At 57.2% G+C, this 15504-nt stretch carries 19 protein-coding genes; 4 read left to right on the top strand and 15 right to left on the bottom strand.

The genetic code is table 11. From position 1 onward, the window contains the following. Positions 1–21: 21 nt before the first annotated feature. The 5 genes from KP626_RS08705 to KP626_RS08685 form a co-directional block, all read right to left on the bottom strand. Positions 22–1869 carry a VanW family protein gene (locus KP626_RS08705; protein WP_395976791.1) on the bottom strand — a complete coding sequence of 616 codons (1848 nt, stop codon included), beginning with the start codon at positions 1867–1869 and terminating at the stop codon, positions 22–24. A gap of 33 nt (positions 1870–1902) precedes the next feature. Then, positions 1903–2541, bottom strand: coding sequence for a redox-sensing transcriptional repressor Rex (locus tag KP626_RS08700; protein WP_395976789.1), 639 nt, complete (start codon positions 2539–2541; stop codon positions 1903–1905). Between the two features lie 96 nt (positions 2542–2637). Continuing rightward, positions 2638–3231 (bottom strand): chromate transporter, encoded by a 594-nt coding sequence (locus KP626_RS08695; protein ID WP_395976787.1) that lies wholly within the window; start codon positions 3229–3231, stop codon positions 2638–2640. Beyond that, positions 3215–3814 carry a chromate transporter gene (locus tag KP626_RS08690; RefSeq protein WP_395976785.1) on the bottom strand — a complete coding sequence of 200 codons (600 nt, stop codon included), beginning with the start codon at positions 3812–3814 and terminating at the stop codon, positions 3215–3217. The genes KP626_RS08695 and KP626_RS08690 overlap by 17 nt, the downstream gene beginning before the upstream one ends. Before the next feature lie 115 nt (positions 3815–3929). Continuing rightward, complete coding sequence (locus KP626_RS08685; RefSeq protein WP_395976783.1) at positions 3930–5228, bottom strand: DNA-methyltransferase; 1299 nt, start codon at positions 5226–5228, stop codon at positions 3930–3932. Between the two features lie 113 nt (positions 5229–5341). Between KP626_RS08685 and KP626_RS08680 the strand changes: the two genes are divergently transcribed. The 4 genes from KP626_RS08680 to KP626_RS08665 are packed head-to-tail and all read left to right on the top strand — an operon-like array spanning position 5342 to position 7521. Further along, positions 5342–5593: a hypothetical protein gene (locus KP626_RS08680; protein ID WP_395976781.1), complete on the top strand. Its 252-nt coding sequence runs from the start codon at positions 5342–5344 to the stop codon at positions 5591–5593. After that, positions 5590–6090 carry an acyl-CoA thioesterase gene (locus KP626_RS08675; RefSeq protein ID WP_395976779.1) on the top strand — a complete coding sequence of 167 codons (501 nt, stop codon included), beginning with the start codon at positions 5590–5592 and terminating at the stop codon, positions 6088–6090. Before KP626_RS08680 ends, KP626_RS08675 begins: the two co-directional genes overlap by 4 nt. Next, positions 6090–6731, top strand: a complete 642-nt coding sequence (locus tag KP626_RS08670) for an ATP-binding cassette domain-containing protein (RefSeq protein ID WP_395976777.1) — start codon at positions 6090–6092, stop codon at positions 6729–6731. Before KP626_RS08675 ends, KP626_RS08670 begins: the two co-directional genes overlap by 1 nt. A gap of 1 nt (position 6732) precedes the next feature. After that, positions 6733–7521: an ABC transporter permease gene (locus KP626_RS08665; protein ID WP_395976774.1), complete on the top strand. Its 789-nt coding sequence runs from the start codon at positions 6733–6735 to the stop codon at positions 7519–7521. Between the two features lie 64 nt (positions 7522–7585). Here KP626_RS08665 and KP626_RS08660 read toward each other — a convergent pair whose 3' ends face one another. The 10 genes from KP626_RS08660 to KP626_RS08615 all read right to left on the bottom strand — a co-directional run bounded on the left by KP626_RS08660 (position 7586) and on the right by KP626_RS08615 (position 15430). Continuing rightward, the gene (locus KP626_RS08660) at positions 7586–8032 is read right to left on the bottom strand and encodes a GNAT family N-acetyltransferase (protein WP_395976771.1); all 447 of its coding nucleotides are present in this window, start codon (positions 8030–8032) and stop codon (positions 7586–7588) included. Between the two features lie 122 nt (positions 8033–8154). Beyond that, entirely contained in the window at positions 8155–8697 is a 543-nt protein-coding gene (locus KP626_RS08655) for an NADH peroxidase (RefSeq protein ID WP_395976769.1), read from the bottom strand. Positions 8698–8707: 10 nt separating this feature from the next. Further along, positions 8708–10051, bottom strand: a complete 1344-nt coding sequence (gene glmM, locus KP626_RS08650; protein WP_395976767.1) for a phosphoglucosamine mutase — start codon at positions 10049–10051, stop codon at positions 8708–8710. A gap of 21 nt (positions 10052–10072) precedes the next feature. Then, the gene (gene trxB / locus KP626_RS08645) at positions 10073–10984 is read right to left on the bottom strand and encodes a thioredoxin-disulfide reductase (protein ID WP_395976765.1); all 912 of its coding nucleotides are present in this window, start codon (positions 10982–10984) and stop codon (positions 10073–10075) included. Positions 10985–11153: 169 nt separating this feature from the next. After that, on the bottom strand, positions 11154–11549 hold the full coding sequence (gene rpsI / locus KP626_RS08640) for a 30S ribosomal protein S9 (protein ID WP_395976763.1): 396 nt from the start codon (positions 11547–11549) through the stop codon (positions 11154–11156). Positions 11550–11563: 14 nt separating this feature from the next. Further along, positions 11564–11992, bottom strand: a complete 429-nt coding sequence (gene rplM / locus KP626_RS08635; RefSeq protein ID WP_395976761.1) for a 50S ribosomal protein L13 — start codon at positions 11990–11992, stop codon at positions 11564–11566. Between the two features lie 200 nt (positions 11993–12192). Further along, on the bottom strand, positions 12193–12963 hold the full coding sequence (gene truA, locus KP626_RS08630) for a tRNA pseudouridine(38-40) synthase TruA (protein ID WP_395976759.1): 771 nt from the start codon (positions 12961–12963) through the stop codon (positions 12193–12195). Between the two features lies 1 nt (position 12964). Further along, positions 12965–13762 (bottom strand): energy-coupling factor transporter transmembrane component T family protein, encoded by a 798-nt coding sequence (locus KP626_RS08625; protein WP_395976757.1) that lies wholly within the window; start codon positions 13760–13762, stop codon positions 12965–12967. Beyond that, positions 13752–14615 (bottom strand): energy-coupling factor transporter ATPase, encoded by an 864-nt coding sequence (locus KP626_RS08620; protein ID WP_395976755.1) that lies wholly within the window; start codon positions 14613–14615, stop codon positions 13752–13754. The genes KP626_RS08625 and KP626_RS08620 overlap by 11 nt, the downstream gene beginning before the upstream one ends. Continuing rightward, positions 14600–15430, bottom strand: a complete 831-nt coding sequence (locus KP626_RS08615; protein WP_395976753.1) for an energy-coupling factor transporter ATPase — start codon at positions 15428–15430, stop codon at positions 14600–14602. The genes KP626_RS08620 and KP626_RS08615 overlap by 16 nt, the downstream gene beginning before the upstream one ends. Between the last annotated feature and the right edge of the window lie 74 nt (positions 15431–15504).

The raw sequence follows: 15504 nt of genomic DNA, 5'->3' as shown, positions 1-15504 counted from the left end.
CTTCCTCCCAGGATGCCGGGATTAAGCGCCGCCTTCCTCCCCGCTGGGGTCCGCGCTGGGTACCGGAGTGGGCGCCGGCGTGGGGGTAGGGGTAGGCGTTGCCGCCGGGGTAGGCGTGGAGACAGGCGGCTGTACTGGCGTGGGGGTGGGCTCTTCCTTTTTCAGCACCCGGGCTGCCCGAGCGGGATAGGTGCCGCTCTTGATGGCCACCCGCTTGATCTCCCTGCCGTTGGCATCCTTATAGATTTTATATGTGGTAGCCCGGTAGCCCATGCGTCCTCCCGAGACCTCCTTGGGATTGGTCACCTCGATGTTGGCGGGCTGGGGGATGGTTCCCGTCCGTACGCCTAGGATGTCTATCGAACCGCCGTCGGGAATGGGGCGCCCCCAGATCTCGCACACGGCGTTGCTGCCACTGGTATAGGCCACGATGTAGACGGGCCATTCGGTGTTGTTGGTGAACCGGAAATCCGCCGTGCCGTAGTTCAGCGCCGCATCGGTTCCGATGGGGGTGTAGCTGGATACAATGCTATGGAACCACCACTCGTCGATTTGCAGATCCGAGCGGACCACCGCGTTAAAGAGGGTGGTAGACACCTGGCAGATGCCGCCGCCGATGGCATCGGTGGGCACGCCGTTTTCAATGGCTCCCGCCGATTTCCAGATCCGGCCATCGGTGGTGTTGCCCAAAGCATCCTCCACCGAGAAGGTTTCACCCGGCTGGACGATCTTGCCGTTGATCTTCTGGAGGCCTAGCTTGATGTTATAGGCCCGCCCATAGGAGCTGCCGGCAAAAGAGGTGCTCTGCTTGCTGACCAACACGGTATTGGCGATAACGTCCGAAGGCGTGCCGTCCGGCTCCACCGCCTCGCCAGGCATCACGATCTCGGAGAAGTCCCAATTTCTGACCCGCTCCAACACCATGTTGACGAACTTGTCGGTTTCGGGGATAAAGCCATCCTTCCGCTCGCTGAAGATAAACCGCTCGGGAAGGGAAGGATCAAAGGTGACCTCTTCCTTTGTGGGTTCGGGGGAGATGCTGGCACAGTACTCCTTGACAGCTGCCCGGATGCTGGCCTCATCGTACTCGTATTTTAAATCGCACTTTACGCCGCTCTGGCGGGCGGTCTGAATTTGATTTTTCCGATCCTCCACCCCGCCGGTGCGGCCTACGCTCATGGCCGTTTTAAGAGCGGTCTCCGCCGAGGAGGTGATTCCCAGCTTGCTGATGGGCACCTCTTCCGTGCGGTCGGAGATGACCACCGGCAGCACGGTGCTCTGATGGGACTCCTCCACCAACGGGTTCAGCTTTTCCAAAGCTTTTTCAGGAGTATCCCCACCCAGCTGGATGGTTTCCACGCTGACACCAGCGGCCACCAGACCGTTGTCCACCATGACCACCGTAGGCTCCTTCTGGAACCAGCCGGCAAAATAGGCATAGGCCACCCCTCCGCCGATGCAGAGAACCGCGGCAACACACAGCCCGATGACCAGCAGCTTTTTGCGGCTTACTCGCTTCTTTTCCCCTTCGGACGCCTCATCGTCGGAGCGGCGCTCCTCATAGGGATCTTCGGGGGTATCGTCATATGCCGGATAGTCGGAAACCGCTTCCGTTTCCCCTGCTTCCGCCGGCGGTTCCTGCTCCTGCGACGTTTCCTCCTCCTGGCTCCCCTCCCCGGGCGCTTCCTGGGGCTGATCGGCCGGAGCATTCTCCTGGGACGTCTCCCCCCGGCTCAGCTCCTGGGAAACCTCCTCCAGGGCCGATACCTCGGCGGCCTCCAGCTCCTCCATGGACTCCTCCACCGGATTCACTTCCTCATGGGGGGCGGGAGTACCGGTATCCTTCAGGCTTTTACGTTTTTCAAACATCCTGATCCTCTTTCTTCCTGCAGAATAGGGTCGCTATGCTTCATGCTTATTCTCGTTCATCCGATAAGCCAGGATATAAAGGCTATCGGAAAGATTAACGTTTTCGATCTCCATAAATTTGGGACCGGTCAATTCACAGGGTGCAAAATTCCATACCGCGCCAATTCCCAGCCTGGCAAACATATCGCATACGTCCTGGGCATTGTGCGCTGGAGTACAGATGATCCCCATATTGATATTATGCTTTTTTACGTACTCATCAAACTCAAATACGCTCAAAATGGTGATGCCATCCACCACTTTGCCGATGAGGTCGGGATTGATGTCAAAAATCGCCTCGATGTAAAAGCCCTGGTCGGAAAAGCCCCGGTAGTTCAAAAGAGCCCGTCCAATGTTGCCGGCGCCTACGATTACAGCATGGTAGGTCCGGTCCAATCCCAGAATCTGCCACAGCTCGTTCTTCAGCTTTTTTACCTGATATCCGTAGCCCTGCTGGCCGAATCCGCCAAAACAGTTGAAGTCCCGACGAATTTGGGAGGCGTTTAGGCCCATCTCCCGGGAAAGCTCCAGGGACGAGATCCGCTCGATGCCCCGTTCCTCCAGTTCGCAGAGTTTCCTATAATATCTCGGTAGCCGGCCGATGACCGCTTCTGAAACATATTTTTCAGCCATCTTTCGTCCTCCATCCACTTTGTGCAAATTTTATCAACTTATTATAGCATCAATCCCTGGACAATCCAATGTGGAAATTTGGAGGATTTTTGAAAATCACATGATTCCCGGAAACAGCGCGTACAGAAGGACGCCTACCCCGGCGCAGGCAAATACCATCAGCACCGGCGAAACCTTAAATTTATACATGGCCACAAAGGCCACGGCGGCAATTGCCAGGCTCACCCAATCGACTTTGGACAGGGCGCCTACGATGGCTCCAAAGTTGGCCCCATGCTGAATGCCAAAGAACGAAGCGGAGGCGATGGTCATAGCCGCTGCCATGATCATCCCGGTGACGGCGGGACGGATGCCCCACAGCACCGACTGCACCGACTGCTTATTCTGAAATCCAAAGAAATACCGCGCCACGATGAGAGTAATCACCACGCTGGGCAGAACCACCCCAAAGGTAGCGAACAGCGCGCCCGGCAGCCCCATCATCTTGGTCCCTGCAAAGGTAGCGGCGTTGACCGCAAAGGGGCCAGGGGTCATCTCGGAAATGGCCACCACATCGGCCACCTCGGAAATCAACATCCAACCATGGCCCACCAGTTCCTTCTGAAACAGGGGGATCATGGCATATCCCCCGCCAAAGGAAAATGCGCCGATCTTCATGAAGGTGAACATCATCTCAATCAACAGGGACATCTTTGTTCTCCTCCTTTTTTCTCAGCACTACCATCTTCAAGAACAGGCCCAGGACGCCGCTTCCCACCACGATCAGGATGGCATGAACCGAAAACTGGAATACCAGCACAAAGGCCGCCAGGAAGATGGCCCAAGTCATCCAATTCTTCAGTACCGGACGGCCCAGATTGATGACAGCCGATACCATCAGGGCTACCACCCCCGCCCGGATTCCCTTAAGGGCCGCAGCGATATAGGGGTTGGCGGCAAACTCCAGGTAGAAACCCGTTACGATGGACAGGGTGATGATGGAGGGCAAAACCACCCCCAGGGTGGTACAGATGGCGCCGATGACGCCGCCGGCCCGGTAACCCACCATGATGCAGGCGTTGATGGACAGTACCCCCGGCAGGGCCTGGGATACCGCCACAATATCCAGGATGTCCTTTTCCTCGATATAGTTGTGTTTTTCAATAAATTCCCGCTGTAGCATGGGAATGATGACATACCCGCCCCCAAAGGTGACCGCGCCAATCTTAAAGGTGGTCAAAAACAGGGACAAAAGCTCCTTGGGGGAGGCCTTTCTTGTCTTTCTCTCGCTCATGACAATTCCCCTCTATATAATCACAATTCACATTCTCTAAAGAATAGCGGATTCCATGAAAAGGTGCAAGGCCCGAAGGCCATTTTTCGGAGTCCGCCGATGTTTTTCCCGCCTTCTAGACCAGATACGCCCTTTGGTTGCCAAATACGTCCCCGATCACAAGACAGGGCTGCCCCGGACCTGGACCCAGCCGCAGCAGTTCCTGGAACATGGGGTATTTGGCGCTCCGGACCATGCTGCTTTGAAGGGACAGCGTTCCATCCACAAGGCGACCCAGCCCTGCAAAGCTTACAAGGGAGATGTCCGACGGGCCCTGGGGCACCATGCCGCAGCTTTCCAGGGATAGCTGCGCCGTTGTTCCGTAATCCGCCAAGCGGAAAGGGTTCTCATACCCTGAAATTGCATAATGGCTTAGGGAGAGAACCAGTTCCTCCCCGCTCTGGCCCAGTTGATAGCTAAGCTGAGCGGGATCTCCCCACTCCGTTTCCCCCTGGATATGGAACCCAAACCCGCCGCTCATCAGCCGGCTCCGGGTATGGGAGAGGGAGACGGGGCTTTTATCCACCACACAATACCGGCGGCCCTCCATAGCGGCGGCCACGGCGGTGGTGCCGCTGCCGGCGCAGAGATCCGCCACCAGACCGTTTTCCGGACAGGAAGCCCGGATGATCCGCCGCAAAAGGGCCAGAGGCTTCTGGGTGGGGTACCCCGTTCGCTCCGGATCCTTCTGTTGGAGATGGGAGATATCGGACCACACGTCGTCGGGATAGATGACGGAATCGGCATAATAGCGGTATTCCTTCCCCGCGGACCGGATGGAATAGTAGACCCGGCCGTCCTCATCCACCCCTTTTTTCATGTTGTTGCGCCGTTCCTCTCCCCGCCGCATGCCCACGGCATCCGGATCAAAATAGGGCTGGTGCCGCTTTTTATAGAAGAAGATGGTATCGTGTTTGCGGGAATAAAACTTTTTGGCCCGGCCGCCGCTTTTATAATGCCAGACGATCTCGTTTAAAAGGTTCCTTTCACCGAAGATCTCGTCGGCAATCCCCCGGACCATATATGCCGCCCGAAAATCCACATGGATGTAGATGCTGCCGTTTTTCTTCAGGATGGCGTGGGCGGTGGTCAAAAGGGTGCGCAGATAGTCCATATAGGCCTCTGCGCTGGAAAAGGTGTCGAAATCGTTCTCCACGGAAAGAACGTAATCCCGGTTGCCCAGATACCCTGCAGTGCCTACCCGCTGCTTTACCGCATACCGCTGATTGGTATAGAAGGGAGGATCCAAATAGATGAGGTCGGCGCTCTCCTTGTAGGCTTTCACAAGGGCTTGCTGGTCCGTGGTGACGTCGGCCAGACGAAATACCCCTTGCGGGTTCTGATAAATCTGTTCGCAGACAAAAGAACGATCCAAGTCGCCACCTCCATTGCAATGAAAACCGGGGTAAACTATAATAGCAATATTAATCTGATTATACGGGTGGAATGATTCCGATGCAACCGCATAAGCCTCTGAAAGTCTGGTATATGTTAAAAAAGAAACAGAAATTGGTATCCGACGGCCTCTATACCAGCTTGCCGGAGGAGATCCTGGGGGAGACCCTGACCCTTGCCTGCCATGAATTTGACGTGGAGCGGCCTGTGGTGCTGCCCAAGCATCAGCGGGAGCTGGACAAGTTCCGCCGGGCCATCTTTACCCCCAGGGATTTCATTGGGGATTTCCGCTACGACACCATGGAAGTGGAATGTATCCCCGACAAAAAGGAGGGACGGCCATGAACCAGCAGCCCACAGCCCGGGAGGAACGGCCCGCCAAGCGGGTATCGGATTCCCGGACCGAACAGATCCAAATCCTCATGCCCCAGCACATCAACGGAATGGGGCGGCTCTTTGGTGGGCAACTGGTCCAGTGGATCGACGTGGTGGCAGCCGTGGTAGCCCGCCGCCACAGCAACGCTGAGGTCACCACCGCCACCATCGATAACCTGATGTTTGAAGCCCCCGCCTATGTGAACAGCACCGTAATTCTGGTGGGCCAGGTAACCTATGTGGGCAACACCTCTATGGAGGTCCGGGTGGATACCTTCGTGGAGGATTTAAGCGGCCAGCGGAACATGGTAAACCGGGCTTATCTCGTCATGGTAGCCCTGGATAAAAAGGGCAAGCCCACTCGGGTGCCCCGCCTCATCCTTGAGAGCGAGACGGAACAGCTGGAATGGCTGGATGGCCAGCGACGCCATAAACTGCGCCAGCAGCGCCGGAAGGAGCGGTATTGATGGAGACGGCGGACACCCCACTTTTTCAAACCCAGGGCCTGCGGTTCCAGGATTTCCTCTCCTATCCCGACTTGGTTCTGCCTCGGGACCGGGCCACCTTTTTGGTGGGGCCCAGCGGCGTGGGTAAAAGCACCCTCTTGCGCCTCTTTAACGCCACCCTGTCCCCCTCCGCTGGACGGGTTCTTTACAACGGTAGGGATGTGGCCTCCATGGATACCCTGGCCCTGCGCCGAGAGGTCAGCCTCGTTTCCCAGGAGCCCTACCTCTTTGACGGCACCATCTGGGAAAATCTTCTGCAATACTACGGATACCGGGAGCAGCCCTTGCCGGAAAAGCACCGCTTTTTGGAACTACTCAACCTGATGGATCTGGACTTTCCCTTAAACAGCAGTGTAACCACCATGTCGGGCGGGGAACGCCAGCGGGTGTACCTGGCCATTTTTCTCTCCTTTTTGCCCCGGGTCCTGATGTTGGACGAGCCCACCTCCGCCTTGGATGAGCGCACAGGCGAGCTTGTGATCTCCAACCTCATCGGCTTCTGCCGCAAAGAGGGAATCCAATTTCTCGCCATCAGCCACAATCCCCAGCTGGTGGAACGCTATTCCCAGAACACCGTCCCCATCGAAAGGAAGACGATTTGATATGAACGGCGCAGCCAAGCTCAGCGTGGTTTCCTTCTCCTTGATCTATCTATTGCTTCTCGTTGTTTTATTCATCATGCGGCGCGCCAAGGTGGATAAAACCAGGCTTTTGATCATAGCGAGCGTCCGAATGACGGTGCAAATGGTTCTGGTGGGATTCATCCTCCAATACATTCTCGGGAATCCCCATCCCGTCTTTGTGATTCTCTTTCTCGCCTCCATGGTGGCCTTTTCCATTCATCGGGCCTTGGCCAAGCACCGGGATCTCAACCGTCGGTTTAAGCTCTATGTGGCAGGCGCTCTGAGCCTCTCCGGCCTTACGGTGCTGGCCTATTTCGTCTGTGCTGTGGTAGGAAAAAGCTTCTTTGACGCTCAGTTCACCATTCCCCTGGCGGGGATGATCATCGGCAACTCCATGACGGGCGTCAGTCTGGCCTTAAAAACCTTTACCGAAGGGGTGGACGGCGGCCGAAAACAGATCGAAGCCCTATTGAATCTAGGGGTGCCGCCCCGGGAAATCCTGCATCCCTTTCTCAGCACAGCCCTGGAAACCGCCCTTTTGCCCACCATCAACTCCATGCTGGGCCTTGGCATTATCTTTCTTCCCGGCATGATGACGGGGCAGATCCTCTCCGGCACCCTGCCCACCACCGCCATCATGTACCAGATCGCGGTGATCATCGCCAATTGTACCTCGGTGTGCCTGACCACCTTCTTCTCCCTCAGTCTAGGGTACCGCACCATGTACAATGGCCGAAACCAGTATATCGGATACCGCAAAGAACAATAAATAAAAAAGCCGCAAAAGCGGCTTTTGCTTCTCAAACAGCGTATTTGATACCATCCATATAGAACTACAAGCAAATACACATATTGTTGTTCTCCCGCGCAAATCCCATTCTTTCGTATAAGGGGATTGCCCTTTCTTCTGCCGACGCCAGAACAACTCCAACTCCCGCATCTTTCGCTTTGTCCAAAAGATAGGCCAACAGGGTTCCCATGTAGCCGTGTCCCCGATACTCTGGAAGGGTATAGACGGAAAACAGGCTTGCGCATTTTCCACTCGGGTTGCCCTCATCCGGCATTACTTCGTACACGCAAAGCATGGCTTTGGCAACAACTTCCGTTTTGTTTTCCATTACCGCGCACATACAGGTTCCATCCCGTAGATGCAGATCCAAATAATACCGAATCGCTGCAGCCAGCCCCTCCGGAAGATCCTCAGCCAATTCTTCCAGCATTTCCATACGAAGCCGCACGATGGTTTTTAAATCGTCCCTTGTAGCAATTCTTATGTTCATATTCCCTGTACCCCTCGCATTCCAAGCGATCCGGAAGATAGCCCCTTTATTTCAAAAGGCACACGGGGGGATCCATATGCCTTTTGAAGTAGGCGTTAAAACTTTCTTGTTGTTCCGCGATTTTATTTAAAATATCGTTTGCGCAGTCCCTGGAGCATACATCCGTGTCGCGCCTGGTCCTTTGCCATCTCATGGACAACGTCGTGGATGGCGTCATAGCCCATCTTTTTTGCGCGGGCCGCAAGCTCCTGGTTGTGTGACGAAGCCTTTGCTTCCGCTTCCACCTGTGTTCGAAGGTTTTCCCCGGTACGGAAGGTCAACCCATGGCCCAAAAGCTCCCTAAGACGCGCGGCATGCGCTGCCTTTTCCCGTGCGATACGGCCATAGGCCTGGGCGATTTCGGGATATCCTTCCCGGTCCGCCTGGCGCGCCATGGCCAAGCAAACGCTGACCCCCGCCTGGACGGCCTCCAAGCTGTCCACCAGCTCCTGGTGGACGCCTGCATCGCAGTCCTCTGCCATCCCCACCATATGCCCATGGGGCCAGGCGGGATCGCCCTCCTCCACCGAGAGGAAACGATCCATGGGGGTTCGGCAAACGGGACATTCCGGGGGGCGGTATTCCAATGCGGTATACCCGCATTCTGGGCAGACAAACGCAGTCATTCCGCCACCATCACTCTGTCAGCCTGGTTTCCATGAGGTCGGCCAGGGCGTGGGCGTGGCGCTCCATAGCCTGCTGGTCATGGCCCTCGATCATCACCCGGATCAAATGCTCGGTGCCACTGGTCCGAACCAACAGCCGTCCGTTGTCCTTGTATTCCTCCTCAATCTCGGCGATGAGGGCGGCGATCTCGGGATCCTCCATGTATTTGTTCTTCTGGGTAGGGCCCACATGGGCGTTTACCAGCACCTGGGGAAGGATCTCGATCTGGGCAGCCAATTCCGACGCCTTCTTGCCGGAATCCAGGATGGCGCCAATGAGGGCAAGGCCGGTCTGCATGCCATCCCCGGTATTGGACAGATGCAGCATGATCACATGGCCGGACTGTTCCCCTCCGATGGTATACCCGGACCGCAGCATTTCCTCCATGACATAGCGATCCCCTACCCCGGTCTTAACCACCCGGATCCCGTTTTTCTCCATGGCGATGGTCAGTCCCAGGTTGGACATCACCGTAGCGGTAAGGGTGTCCTTGGGCAGCTTCCCCTTTTGCTTTAAGTCGATGGCCAAAATGCCCATGACCACATCCCCGTCCATAAGGTTGCCGGTTTCATCACAGGCGATGAGGCGGTCCGCGTCTCCGTCAAAGGATAGGCCGATGTCAGCCCCCGTATCCTTTACCAGCTGCACCAGGTGTTCCGGGTGAGTGGAACCGCAATGGTCGTTGATATTGGTTCCGTTGGGAGTATTGTGGATCACATGAACGGTGGCCCCCAGGCCCTCAAACAGATCCTTTGCGATGGGGCTGCTGGCTCCGTTGGCGCAATCCAGCGCGATGGTCATGCCGGAAAGGCTCCGTCCGGCATTGGCGGCAAGGAACTCCCGGTATACATCGATGAGGCCGGCGTCCCGTGTACAGGTGCCCACATCGGCGCCGGTGGGGATGTGCTCCACCTGAGCGTCCATGGCCAGCTGAATCTCATCCTCCAGCTCGTCGGGAAGCTTCATGCCGCTGGCGTCAAAAAACTTGATCCCGTTATACTGAACCGGATTATGGGAAGCGGAGATCACCACGCCAGCGTCCATCTGAAGTTTCTGAACCAGATAGGACACCCCGGGGGTAGGGATCACCCCAGCGCAAACCACATCGGCGCCCATGGAGCATAGGCCCGCCACCAGGGCGGATTCCAGCATATCCCCGCTGATGCGGGTATCCCGGCCGATGAGGATCTTAGGCCGACTGTTGTTCTTGGCCAATACCATGGCTCCCGCACGGCCCAGCTTAAAGGCCAAGTCACAGCTCAGTTCGCTGTTGGCGATGCCCCGCACGCCGTCCGTTCCAAATATCCTGACCATCACAAAGTTACCTCCTATGGTTTAATCCAGCAGATAGCGCTCGGCGGAAATAGCCGCCGTGGCCCCATCGGCCGCAGCGGTAATGATCTGCCGCAGGTCCTTCTGGCGGATATCCCCCGCCACAAATACCCCTGGGCTGCTGGTGGAAAGATCCTCCCGGGCGATGACGTAGCCCGCGGGATCCAAATCAATCTGTCCCTTTATCAGCTGGGAGTTGGGGATATGCCCAACCGCCACAAACACTCCCTGACAGGGGATTTCCTCTTCCTGCTTGGTCTCCACGTTTTGAACGGTCATGGATTCCACCTCAAATTTCCCCTTGATCTCCGTGGGCACATAGCCAAGGTGGGCCTCGATGTTTTCCGTGGAAAACAGTCGGTTCCGCAGGGATTTGGCGGCCCGTAGCTCCCCACGGCGATGGATCAGATGGACCTTTTTGCTGGTTCGTGCCAGGAAGAGGGCATCCTCCACGGCGGTATCCCCGCCGCCTACCACGCATACTTCCAAATTTTTAAAGAAGAACCCATCGCAGGTGGCACAGTAGCTGACGCCCATCCCCCGAAGCTGTTCCTCTCCCGGAATGCCCAGTTTGCGAGGGCTGGCGCCACAGGCAATGATCACCGCCCGAGCCTCCAGTACTTCGCCATCCCCTAGAACGACCCGTTTTATCTCGCCGGCAAGGTCCACCTTCTCCGCCTGACTGGAACGGATCTCCCCGCCCAGGTTTTTAACCTGATCCGCCATGGCCTGGCTCAGCTCCGGGCCTCCAATGCCGTTGGGAAATCCCGGAAAGTTCTCCACTGTGCTAGTGGTAGCCATCTGGCCGCCGCTGACGCCCATCTCCAAAACCAAGCAACTAAGCCCGGCCCGGGCGGCATAGATAGCCGCCGTCATGCCGGCGGGGCCGCCGCCAATGACGATGATATCCTTCATGTTTTCACCTCTTTGGTACAGAAAGCGCCGACCGGCTCAAAGCCGGTCATTGCTATCTTTATGACCATATTATACCTCATAGCATGCCCAATGGACAGAAAAAAAGCGGAAGCCAGAAGGACAACAAAAAAAGCAGGCGCAACGCCTGCTTTTTTGCATCCATCTTCGATTACCGCTTGCTGAACTGGGGAGCTCTACGGGCGGCCTTGAGGCCGTACTTCTTCCGCTCCTTCATGCGGGGATCGCGGGTCAAGAAGCCAGCCTTTTTAAGGGCGGGCCGCAGCTCCTCATCCGCCTGAAGCAACGCCCGGCTGATGCCATGACGGATGGCGCCCGCCTGACCGGTGGTGCCGCCGCCGCATACGTTGACAAACACGTCGAACTTATTCTCCAGTCCCACCAGGGCAAGGGGAGAACGAACGGCCATCTTGAGGGTCTCCAGACCGCCAAAATACTCCTCGATATCTCGCTTGTTGATGGTGATCTTGCCATCTCCGGGGAGAAGACGCACGCGGGCTACGCTGCTCTTTCTCCTGCCGGTTCCAATATACTGAACCTTTGCCATTGTCGCGCGCCTCCTTAAATATCCAGCTTCTGGGGCTGCTGGGCCTCGTGCTTGTGCTCGGGGCCGGCATACACCTTCAGCTTCTTCAACATGGACCGTCCCAGGGAGTTCTTGGGCAGCATGCCCTTAACCGCCTTGGTAAAGGCGAACTCCGGCTTGTTGGCCATGAGATCCCGATAGCCCACTTCCTTGAGCCCGCCGGGGTGGCCGGTATGACGGTAGTATTTCTTCTGATCCAGCTTATTGCCGGTAAAAACCAGTTTGTCCACATTGGTCACGATGACGAAATCGCCGCAATCCATATGGGGCGCATAGATGGGCTTATGCTTGCCCTTCAGGATGGCCGCCACCTGGCTTGCCAGCCGGCCAAAGGTCTTGCCTTCGGCATCGATGACATACCATTTGCGTTCAAGGCCCTCAGCCTTGGCCATATATGTCTTCATGGAATGAATTCCTCCCGGCGAAACGCCCTGGATGAGCAGGTCCCTGGCACTTCGCATTCGCTATTATTTTTAGATGCGGTCTCTGCTCCGGGGCTAATGGTGCAAAGGCGCTTGTATATTTTATATAACCCTAGGGCCATCTGTCAAGGGCTGATCTCCGCTTTTCTGGGCATTTCCGGGGATTTTAGGCGGTTTTCCAGCTATTCCACTTCCTGGGGGAGCTCCTCTGGCGGATCCGTATAAAAGACGCGCATCATACAAAGGCCGCCGGGAGGGGCCGTCATGCCACCACGCTTCCGATCCAAACTCTCCAGCATCACCGAAAAGGTATCCTCCCCTAGCTTGCCCCGTCCCATATCCACCAGGGTTCCAGCGATGATCCGCACCATGTTATAGAGAAACCCGCTGCCCACCACGTCCAAGGTGATGAGTCCGTCCACCATACTAACAGCAGCATGATGGATGGTGCGGGTGGTCTCCTCCACATGGCTGCCCGAAGCGGCAAAGGCAGCGAAGTCATGGGTCCCGCGGATGGGCGCCACCGCCCGCTCCATAAGGGATACGTCTAGAGGCGCAAAAGGCACATACCAGCTATACCGTCCCCGCAGCGGGCTGGCAAAGGGATGGTTGTAAATCTGATACCGGTACCATTTGGCTTTGGCGTCAAACCGGGCATGGAACGTCGGCGGCGCCTCCTCGGTCTTCTTCAGCCGAATGTCCTTGGGCAGAAGATAGTTTACGGCATAGGCCAGCTTTTCAGGGGGGATGCGGGTCTCCCCGTCAAAGTGGAACACCTGGCCTCTGGCATGAACCCCGGCATCGGTGCGGCCGGCTCCATGGATGGCGATAGGGCTTCCCAGCAGCTCCGTAAGGGCCTTCTCAATCTCCTCCTGTACCGTGGGCGCGTTCTTCTGCCGCTGCCAGCCACCGTACTCCGTACCGTCGTATTCACAGATTCCCCGGTACCGCATGCTACAGCCCCCAAATGCAGACCGCTGCGATGATGGCCGATAACAGCAGCAACAACAGGTAGTCCGGCAATTTCAGATGGTATTCCTTCATGCTGGTTCGGCCCTCCTTGCCAGCGTAACAGCGGGCCTCCATGGCGGTGGCTAGGTCATCCGCCCGGCGGAAGGCGCCTACAAACAGAGGCACCAAAAGAGGGATCAGCCCCTTGGCCCGCTGGAGGATGCCGCCGGTATCAAAATCGGCTCCTCGGGCGGCCTGGGCCTTCATAATCCGGTCCGCTTCTTCAGCCAAGGTGGGGATGAACCGCAAAGCGATGGTCATCATCATGCTCATCTCGTGAACCGGAAACCGCACCCAGTTAAGGGGCTTTAAAACCCGCTCCAGGCCGTCGGTTAGCTCGATGGGGGTGGTGGTCAGGGTAAGGAGAGAGGTTCCCACCACCAAAAGGATCAGCCGAACCGCCAGACGCACGGCGCTGATGAGTCCTCCCTGGGTAATCCGGATAAACCAAAGGGTAACCAGCACCTCCCCGCTCTGGGTGAACAGGATGTTCAGCAAAAAGGTGAAGGCCACGATGAACAGAATGGGCTTCAGCCCCCGGAGGATCACCCGGAGAGGCAGCCTAGCAAGGATGATCCCCAGAATCAGCAGCCCGGTGATGATTCCGTAGCCGGCGATTCCATGGGCCAGAAAGATCAGGGTCATAAACAGGGCGGTAGCCCCCAACTTGCCCCGAGGGTCCAAACGGTGAATGGGACTTTGGCTGGGGTAATATTGCCCCAGGGTAATATCACCCAACATGGCCGTTTCCTCCCTTCAGAGCAGCGACGATATTTCCGGCCAGCTGCTCTCTGCTCCGGGCATAGGGCACCCGAAGCCCCCGCTCATAAAGGGCCTCCACCAGCCGGTAGCCCATGGGAACATCCAGTCCCATGGCCCGAAGCTCTTCCCCTCTGGAGAAGACCTCCTCGGGCTCCCCCAGCATGGCGGCCCTCCCCCGGTCCATCACCAGAATGCGGTCCGCACACAGGGCTACGTCCTCCATGTTATGGGAGATCATGGCCACCGTAATGCCGCTCTCCCGGTGGAGCCGGCGAATCAGGTCCAGCATGGCGGCCTTGGCCAAGGGGTCCAGGCCGGCAGTTGGCTCATCCAGCACCAGGTATCGAGGTTCCATGGCCAGAATCCCTGCGATGGCCACACGGCGCTTCTGTCCGCCCGACAGGGCAAAGGGAGACTGATCCCCGATTTCCTCCATGGACAGCCCCATCATGGAGAGGGCGTGTTCCGCCCGGCGCTCCTGCTCCTCCTCCGAGAACCCCATATTGCGGGGGCCAAAGCAGACGTCCTTACGGACGGTTTCCTCAAAAAGCTGGTATTCGGGGTACTGGAATACCATTCCTACCTTGGTGCGGACAGCCTTTCGGTCATGGTTTTGATCCAGCACCATGCCGTCCACCGTCACCGTTCCCTCCGAGGCCAGGGTCAATCCGTTCAAATACTGGGCTAGGGTGGATTTCCCGCTGCCGGTATGGCCAATGATCCCCAGGAACTCCCCGTCCTGAAGGGTAAAGGATACGTCCTTTACGGCCTCCACCGCAAAGGGAGTGCCCTTTCCGTAGATATGGCTTAAATGTGCTACTTCAATCGGCATATGGCATCCACCAACCCATCCAAATCCATGCCCATGGGCACGTCCAGCCCTTCCCTCTGCAGCCGGGCGGAAAGATCCATGGCAAAGGGCAGCTCCAGGCCCAGGCCCACCAGAACCTCCACCGGCTGCAAAAAGATCTCTTCCGGCTTCATCAGCATCAGATTTTTTCCCGATTCCATCACCAGCACCCGATCGGCCATCATGGCCTCCTCCATGGAGTGAGTGATGTGGATCACCGTAATACCGCGCTCCCGGTTCAGCATCTCCATGATGGCGGTGATGTCCTCCCGGCCTTTGGGATCCAGCATGGAGGTGGATTCATCGAATACGATGATGGCCGGCTCCATGGCCAAAATCCCTGCAATGGCCACCCGCTGCTTCTGACCGCCCGACAACATGTGGGGAGCCCGGCGGCGGTATTCCCACATGCCTACTGCGCGAAGGGCCTCCTGGACCCGCTGACGGATTTCCGCCGGCGCGGTGCCCAGATTCTCCGGCCCAAAGGCTACATCCTCCTCCACGATGCTGGCCACAATCTGGTTATCGGGATTTTGAAACACCATACCCACCTGGCGGCGGATATCCCGCATCCTGCCCTCCTCCCGGGTGGACAGGCCAAAGACGCGGACCTCCCCCTCGTCCGGCAGGAGGAGCCCGTTGATGAGCTTGGCCAGGGTGGACTTCCCACTGCCGTTTTTACCCACCACCGCCAGATATTCGCCTTTTGTGATCTCAAGGCTTACCTGGTTTACCGCTGGAGCGCCGTCCTCATAGGCGTAGGTAACCCCGGTTAGCTGAATCGCTGGATTCTCCATCTCATATCCTCGCAAACCATAGAAATACAGAAAAGGGAAGGCATTGCGCCTCCCCTTTTATCCCGTCACCGACT

The sequence above is a fragment of the Christensenella sp. MSJ-20 genome (assembly GCF_044357945.1).
GTDB lineage: Bacteria > Bacillota > Clostridia > Christensenellales > QAND01 > QAND01.
Note: the sequence above shows the minus strand (reverse complement) of the source record. Positions and strands in the feature narration are given on the sequence as shown.

Coding starts and splice junctions, on each gene's coding strand:
- rpsI (WP_395976763.1), bottom strand. CDS start 11,549: ATGGCAAAGGTTCAGTATATTGGAACCGGCAGGAGAAAGAGCAGCGTA.
- trxB (WP_395976765.1), bottom strand. CDS start 10,984: ATGAAGGATATCATCGTCATTGGCGGCGGCCCCGCCGGCATGACGGCG.
- KP626_RS08695 (WP_395976787.1), bottom strand. CDS start 3,231: ATGTCCCTGTTGATTGAGATGATGTTCACCTTCATGAAGATCGGCGCA.
- KP626_RS08670 (WP_395976777.1), top strand. CDS start 6,090: ATGGAGACGGCGGACACCCCACTTTTTCAAACCCAGGGCCTGCGGTTC.
- KP626_RS08660 (WP_395976771.1), bottom strand. CDS start 8,032: ATGAACATAAGAATTGCTACAAGGGACGATTTAAAAACCATCGTGCGG.
- KP626_RS08690 (WP_395976785.1), bottom strand. CDS start 3,814: ATGAGCGAGAGAAAGACAAGAAAGGCCTCCCCCAAGGAGCTTTTGTCC.
- KP626_RS08700 (WP_395976789.1), bottom strand. CDS start 2,541: ATGGCTGAAAAATATGTTTCAGAAGCGGTCATCGGCCGGCTACCGAGA.
- KP626_RS08680 (WP_395976781.1), top strand. CDS start 5,342: ATGTTAAAAAAGAAACAGAAATTGGTATCCGACGGCCTCTATACCAGC.
- rplM (WP_395976761.1), bottom strand. CDS start 11,992: ATGAAGACATATATGGCCAAGGCTGAGGGCCTTGAACGCAAATGGTAT.
- truA (WP_395976759.1), bottom strand. CDS start 12,963: ATGCGGTACCGGGGAATCTGTGAATACGACGGTACGGAGTACGGTGGC.
- KP626_RS08620 (WP_395976755.1), bottom strand. CDS start 14,615: ATGCCGATTGAAGTAGCACATTTAAGCCATATCTACGGAAAGGGCACT.
- KP626_RS08675 (WP_395976779.1), top strand. CDS start 5,590: ATGAACCAGCAGCCCACAGCCCGGGAGGAACGGCCCGCCAAGCGGGTA.
- KP626_RS08615 (WP_395976753.1), bottom strand. CDS start 15,430: ATGGAGAATCCAGCGATTCAGCTAACCGGGGTTACCTACGCCTATGAG.
- glmM (WP_395976767.1), bottom strand. CDS start 10,051: ATGGTCAGGATATTTGGAACGGACGGCGTGCGGGGCATCGCCAACAGC.
- KP626_RS08655 (WP_395976769.1), bottom strand. CDS start 8,697: ATGACTGCGTTTGTCTGCCCAGAATGCGGGTATACCGCATTGGAATAC.
- KP626_RS08705 (WP_395976791.1), bottom strand. CDS start 1,869: ATGTTTGAAAAACGTAAAAGCCTGAAGGATACCGGTACTCCCGCCCCC.
- KP626_RS08665 (WP_395976774.1), top strand. CDS start 6,733: ATGAACGGCGCAGCCAAGCTCAGCGTGGTTTCCTTCTCCTTGATCTAT.
- KP626_RS08625 (WP_395976757.1), bottom strand. CDS start 13,762: ATGTTGGGTGATATTACCCTGGGGCAATATTACCCCAGCCAAAGTCCC.